Here is a 6,000-nt window from a genome sequence, read left to right on the forward strand (position 1 = left end):
GGAAGGGGCAGAGTGGCATAACGATATGACGCGGATGTATCAACGGGATCGCGCCCTGCTTCTGGCCGAAGGCCGTGGGAGCCGGCTTGCTGGCGAAGGCGACAGCTCAGACGATTTGATGTGCCTGAACTGACGCCTTCGCCAGCAAGCCGGCTCCCACGAGGATACGTGCCCTCTTGAGAGACGTGAGCAACCCGCAGGTATCGCCCGATCGCCTCAGAACGTCATCTCCTTCACATCATCCGGCACGATCAACTTGCCGGCGGTCTTGGCGACGATCTCTTCAACGCTTACGCCCGGGGCGGTTTCGCGCAGGATGAAGGCGCCGTTTTCAATCTCCAGATAGGCCAGATCTGTCAGGACTTTCTTGATGCAACCCGCACCCGTCAGCGGCAGGCTGCAACGGGACAGCAGCTTGGACTCGCCGTCCTTGGAGGCGTGGGTCATGGTCACGATGATGTTGTCGGCGCCGGCTACCAGGTCCATCGCGCCGCCCATGCCTTTCACCAGCTTGCCGGGAATCATCCACGACGCAATGTTGCCTTCGACGTCGACTTCGAACGCGCCGAGCACGGTCAGGTCCACGTGGCCGCCACGGATCATGGCAAAGGATTCGGCAGAGTTGAAAATCGACGCACCCAGGCGGGCGGTTACCGTCTGTTTACCGGCATTGATCATGTCGGCGTCGATGGTTTCCTCGGTCGGAAAGGCGCCCATGCCCAGCAAGCCGTTTTCCGATTGCAGCATCACGTCGATGCCGTCAGGGACGTAGTTGGCGACCAGGGTCGGGATGCCGATGCCCAGGTTCACGTAAAAGCCGTCTTGCAGTTCGCGCGCAACGCGCTGTGCCATTTGTTCGCGGGAGAGTGCCATGATCGTGGGTCTCTTTTATTGTGTCCGGCCTGCGAAAGCCGACGTTTCCAAAGGAAAAAGCGTTCGAGTGCGAAGCGGGGATCAGGCTTTTCTGATCGTGCGCTGTTCGATGCGTTTCTCGAAGGTGCCCAGGATCACGCGGTCCACATAAATGCCCGGCGTGTGGATTTCGGTGGGCAACAGCACGCCCGGCTCGACGATTTCCTCGACCTCGACCACGGTGATTTTGCCGGCGGTGGCGGCGATCGGGTTGAAGTTCTGCGCGGTGTGACGGTAGACCACGTTGCCGAAGTGGTCGGCCTTCCAGCCTTTGACGATGGCGAAGTCGCCGGTGATGGCTTCTTCGAGGATCACGTTGCGGCCGTTGAACTGACGGGTTTCCTTGCCCTCGGCGACGGGGGTGCCGTAACCGGTGGCGGTGTAGAAGGCGGGGATGCCCGCTCCGCCTGCGCGCATTTTTTCAGCAAGGGTGCCTTGGGGCGTGAGTTCGACTTCCAACTGGCCGTTGAGCAGCTGCTCCTCGAACAGTTTGTTCTCGCCCACGTAGGACGCGATCATTTTGCGGATCTGCCGGTCTTCCAGCAGGACGCCGAGACCGAAGCCGTCGACGCCGCAGTTGTTCGACACGACGGTCAGGCCTTTAACGCCCATGCGTTTGATCTGGGCGATGAGGTTTTCCGGGATACCACACAGGCCGAAACCGCCCGCCAGTACCGTCATGTCGTCGGTCAGGCCAGCGAGGGCCTCTTCGTAAGTCGCCACTCGTTTATCGAGTCCAGCCATGGTGATATCCCGCCTGTTTTGTAGTTGTGTCTGACAATCATGCCGCCAGAGAGGGTCGGATGCATCTTCTCTCGCGCGCACTGATTTGTTAATTTTGTTTTTTTCATGAATTGATAAGTCATACAAATATATGAATGTGAAGCAGCTACGTGCTTTTCTCGCCGTTGCGCAGTGCCTGAGCTTCGCCCAGGCGGGGGAGCGTTTGCACCTGTCGCAGCCGGCGCTGAGCCTCACTATCAAGGCGCTTGAGGAAGACTTGGGCGGTCAATTGCTCACCCGCACCACGCGCAATGTGAGCCTGACCCCCGAGGGCGAGGCGTTACTGCCGCTGGCCCGCCAGCTACTGGCAGACTGGGACAACGCCGAAGAGCTGCTGCGTCAGCGTTTCACCCTGCAAATGGGCAAGGTGTCGATTGCGGCGATGCCGTCGTTCGCAGGGAATTCGCTGCCGATCGCGCTCAAGGTGTTTCGTGAGCGCTATCCGCGGGTCAACGTGGCCGTGCATGACGTGATCAACGAACAAGTGCTGGAGATGGTCGACCATCGTCGCGTCGAGCTTGGCATTGGCTTTGAACCCGAATCGGCCAACAACTTGACCTTCACGCCGTTTTATACGGACCGATTCGTCGCCGTGGTGCCGATGGATTCGCCGCTCGCCGAACGAGGGGAGGTGAGCTGGGATGAACTGCTGCACCACGATTTCATCACCCTGCAACGACCGTCGGCGGTGCGGTTGCTCCTTGAACAGGATCTGCAAACCCAGCACGGCAAACTTGCGGTGGCGTTCGAGAGCCATCAGCTCTCCACGGTCGGACGCATGGTTGCCAACGGGTTGGGGGTCAGCGCCGTGCCGTCGTTGTGCATTCGGCAGATGCAGGAATTGGGCGCCCGCTGTATCGCCCTGGAAGGCCCGCGCATTGAGCGGCGGATCGGGTTGATGACGTTGGCCGATCACAAATTGTCGGCTGCGGCGCAGGCGTTAAGGGATGTGTTGATCGAGTGCGCCCAAACCCCACCACTGTAGGAGTGAGCTTGCTGACGATTGCGATGTGGCAGGTATTGCATAGGGGGCAGGCATATCAGCCTCGCGAGCAAGCTCACCCTCTACAGTGATCAGCGCAATTCATTTAGATGAATGGATGAATGGCAGGGCTTTTCGGCCACTTTCTAAGAAAAAATCACTGCGACGACTTGCCGCATCCGGTATCGTTTGGCCATCTGAAACAAAGTGTTTCAGAAAACCTTGAATAAGAATCGAACGATTAAGGGGTCACTCTTGGACTTGTCGTCTGCTGCGTGGGTGTTTCACGACACCCGCCTGATCATCTGTTGCCTGATTGCCATTGCCACCATCATCGTGTTGATCAGCGCCACCAAACTCCCGCCATTTCTGTCGATTCTGGTGGGGACGTTCATCGCAGGGATTGGTGCGGGGCTGCCAGCGGAGGCGGTGGCGAAAGCGTTCAGCAAAGGCGCGGGCGGGATTCTTGGCGAGGCGGGAATCATCATTGCGCTGGGTGCCATGCTCGGCGCATTGATGGCGGAATCGGGTGCGGCGGACCGCATCGCTTCGACGCTGCTGGGGTTGGGCAAAGGCAAAACGCTGCCTTGGGTGATGGCGCTGGTGGCGATGGTCATCGGCCTGCCGCTGTTCTTCGAAGTGGGGTTGGTGATGATGGTGCCGATCATCTTCGTGATGGCGCGCCAGTCAAACCTGCCGCTGTTGAAGATCGCGATTCCGGCGTTGGCGGGGATGACCACCTTGCACGCGCTGATGCCTCCCCATCCGGGGCCGCTGATTGCGGTGAGCGCGTTGCACGCGGACTTGGGCCTGACCATGTTGCTGGGTATTTGCATCGCCATTCCGGCGGTGATCCTGGCCGGTCCGCTGTACGGCAACTGGCTGTCCAAACGCTTGCACATTGAAGCGCCAGCCGAACTGGGCGAGCTGTTTTCTGCCAAATCCAACGTGAACCGTCAGCCGGGCTTTGCTATTTCCCTGTTGATCATCCTGTTGCCGGTGATTCTGATGCTCGGCAGCACGTTGGCCAAAGTGGCGATGGCGCCGGAAGGCAACGTCGCGCTGACCCTGAAATTCCTCGGCGAGCCGTTGGTGGCGCTGGGTATTGCAGTGCTGGCGGCCACGGTGTGCCTGGGCTGGGCCAACGGCATTTCCCGCGAACAGGTCGGCGGCACGCTGCGCAAGAGCCTGGCGCCGATTGCCGTCCTGTTGCTGACCATCGGCGCCGGTGGTGGCCTGAAGCAGACCCTGCTGGACGCGGGCGTCAGCCAGACCATCAGCAAAGTGGCCGAAGGCGCGCATCTGCCGTACCTGCTGCTGGCGTGGCTGATCGCCGTGGCCCTGCGTCAGGCGACCGGTTCTGCAACCGTCGCGACCACCACCACGGCCGGCATTCTCGCGCCGATGATGGCAGGCCTGGCGCCGGTCGAGGCCTCGCTAGTGGCGTTGGTGATCGGCGCAGGCTCGGTGTTTTTCTGCCACGTCAACGATGCGGGTTTCTGGATGGTCCGCGAGTATTTCGGCTTGCAGCTCAAACAGACGATTTGGGTGTGGTCGGTGTTGCAGACCATTGTCTCGGTGGTGGGGCTGATCGGCACATCGCTGTTGTGGCATTGGCTGGTATAGGACGATAGCGCTGATCCTCTGTAGGAGCGTGGCTTGTCCCGCGATCGGCAGGGAACCCGTCGTAAATTCGGTATGCACGTTGTGTCAGACCGACCGAGCCCTCAGGTTCTACGACTGCTGCGCATCGGATCGTCCGAGTGCGGCCCAGAGACAAGCCATGTCTCCTACAGTAATTGCCAATAGCGACTATCAAGACGACTGATTTCAGCTGGAAAGCCCCGGCGCGTAGCCTTGGCTTCATTCCAGAAACGAGCCGAATGGAGGCTCCCATGAACCGTCTTCTTACCCTCGCCCTGTTGCTTTCAGTCGCCGTCGTTTCTGGCTGTGCCGCAGGCAATCATCCCGAATCGCGCCCTTACACCGCCGAAGAAACCCATCAGTTGGCCCTTGAAGACCTGAACCGTCGCGGGCTGTCCTACGACGATTACCAATCACGCAAAGCCCAGTTGATGGCGCAGCCTCAGCTGCAACAGGCCCACGAATTCGACACCCGTGGCGAGTTCAACGCTGAGGTCAGCACGCCTTCCAAAGCACGCCAGGGTTGAACCTCAGGCTGAAAATCAGAAGCCGACGCGGATCCGCTCGTAGCGCGTAGCTCGCGGCTGCGTCACAGCGCCAACTTGAGATGCCCACCCGCTTCTTTGTGCCGTGCATTCGTGCGGTGTTGCAGCCCCAGCAGGAAATGATCCAGCCCGTCGTGCAGGCGTTGTGTGAGCAGTTCGTCGAGATCACCTCCCCATTCGTTGTCGCCGTAGCTGATCTGGCTGTCGATGGCGAACACGCCGTGCAGCACTTCCTGGCATTTGAGCGCCGACAACACCGGCTTCAGGGCGTAGTCCACGGCCAGCATGTGGGCGATGCTGCCGCCGGTGGCGAGGGGGAGCACAACTTTGCCGTGAAGCGAGCGTTCGGGCAGCAAATCCAACAGGGTCTTCAACGCGCCAGAGAACGACGCCTTGTACACCGGTGTGCCGATCAACAGCCCATCAGCCTTGGCCACGGCTTCGATGAAAGCGACGACTTCGGGGCTGTCGAAGCGGGCGTAGAGCAAGTCTTCAGCCTTGAAGTCCTGGACGCGCACGGCGCTCACACCCACGCCCCGCTCGGTCAGCCACTGCGCTGCGTGCTTCAGCACCACGCCGGAACGTGAGCGAGTCGAAGGGCTGCCTGAAATTGAAACGACCAACATGTTTTGATTCCTTGAGGTCTGTCACCCGAGGTGCCATGAACACCGTACAGGCCGCGTGCAACGCGAAATTGAGTGGGCGGATAGACCCTGTGACAGTCTGAAAGCAGCATGCGTGCCAGTGTGACCGACGAACGTGCCGCCCAATGATTCCGGTGGTGCGCGGCAGGTCTGAATGGAAGACGACAACGTTGGTACTGATGAGGCAGCTCGTAAGTGTTGATCAGCTGTTGCCGGAGCAACAGAACGCCTCGGCCATCACGCTGATTCCACGCCCACGTCGCGTTCCCGCTGACTGAACCCAATCTCTGTAGGAGCCGCCGGAGGCACGACGGCCGCGATGGCGGAGTGTCAGATCACATAGCTGCAACTGAACCACCGCTATCGCGGCCGTCGTTCCTCCGGCTGCTCCTACGCATACCGCGGCGCCTGGGTGGTGTGCGACCGACTCACACAACTGCCGCCCTTGGGCGTTCCCGCTAAATGAACACAATCTCTGTAGGAGCCGCCG

At 60.2% G+C, this 6,000-nt stretch carries 6 protein-coding genes; 3 read left to right on the top strand and 3 right to left on the bottom strand.

Translation table 11 applies throughout. The annotated features are described in order from the left end of the window. Positions 1-216 precede the first annotated feature (216 nt). Positions 217-873, bottom strand: a complete 657-nt coding sequence (locus tag B3N48_RS07575; protein ID WP_296181492.1) for a CoA transferase subunit B — start codon at positions 871-873, stop codon at positions 217-219. 81 nt (positions 874-954) lie between these two features. After that, positions 955-1,656, bottom strand: a complete 702-nt coding sequence (locus B3N48_RS07580; RefSeq protein ID WP_296181495.1) for a CoA transferase subunit A — start codon at positions 1,654-1,656, stop codon at positions 955-957. Positions 1,657-1,786: 130 nt separating this feature from the next. On the opposite strand from B3N48_RS07580, the gene B3N48_RS07585 reads away from it, so the two are divergent. The 3 genes from B3N48_RS07585 to B3N48_RS07595 all read left to right on the top strand — a co-directional run bounded on the left by B3N48_RS07585 (position 1,787) and on the right by B3N48_RS07595 (position 4,848). Next, positions 1,787-2,680 (top strand): LysR family transcriptional regulator, encoded by an 894-nt coding sequence (locus B3N48_RS07585; protein ID WP_296181498.1) that lies wholly within the window; start codon positions 1,787-1,789, stop codon positions 2,678-2,680. A 252-nt stretch (positions 2,681-2,932) separates the two neighbouring features. Further along, complete coding sequence (locus tag B3N48_RS07590) at positions 2,933-4,303, top strand: gluconate:H+ symporter (protein ID WP_296181501.1); 1,371 nt, start codon at positions 2,933-2,935, stop codon at positions 4,301-4,303. A 269-nt stretch (positions 4,304-4,572) separates the two neighbouring features. Then, positions 4,573-4,848, top strand: a complete 276-nt coding sequence (locus tag B3N48_RS07595; protein WP_296181503.1) for a hypothetical protein — start codon at positions 4,573-4,575, stop codon at positions 4,846-4,848. A 62-nt stretch (positions 4,849-4,910) separates the two neighbouring features. On the opposite strand, the gene ssuE is transcribed toward B3N48_RS07595, so the two are convergent. Beyond that, positions 4,911-5,492 carry an NADPH-dependent FMN reductase gene (gene ssuE, locus B3N48_RS07600; RefSeq protein WP_296181506.1) on the bottom strand — a complete coding sequence of 194 codons (582 nt, stop codon included), beginning with the start codon at positions 5,490-5,492 and terminating at the stop codon, positions 4,911-4,913. Between the last annotated feature and the right edge of the window lie 508 nt (positions 5,493-6,000).

The sequence above is a fragment of the Pseudomonas sp. UBA1879 genome (genome assembly GCF_002338065.1).
GTDB lineage: Bacteria > Pseudomonadota > Gammaproteobacteria > Pseudomonadales > Pseudomonadaceae > Aquipseudomonas.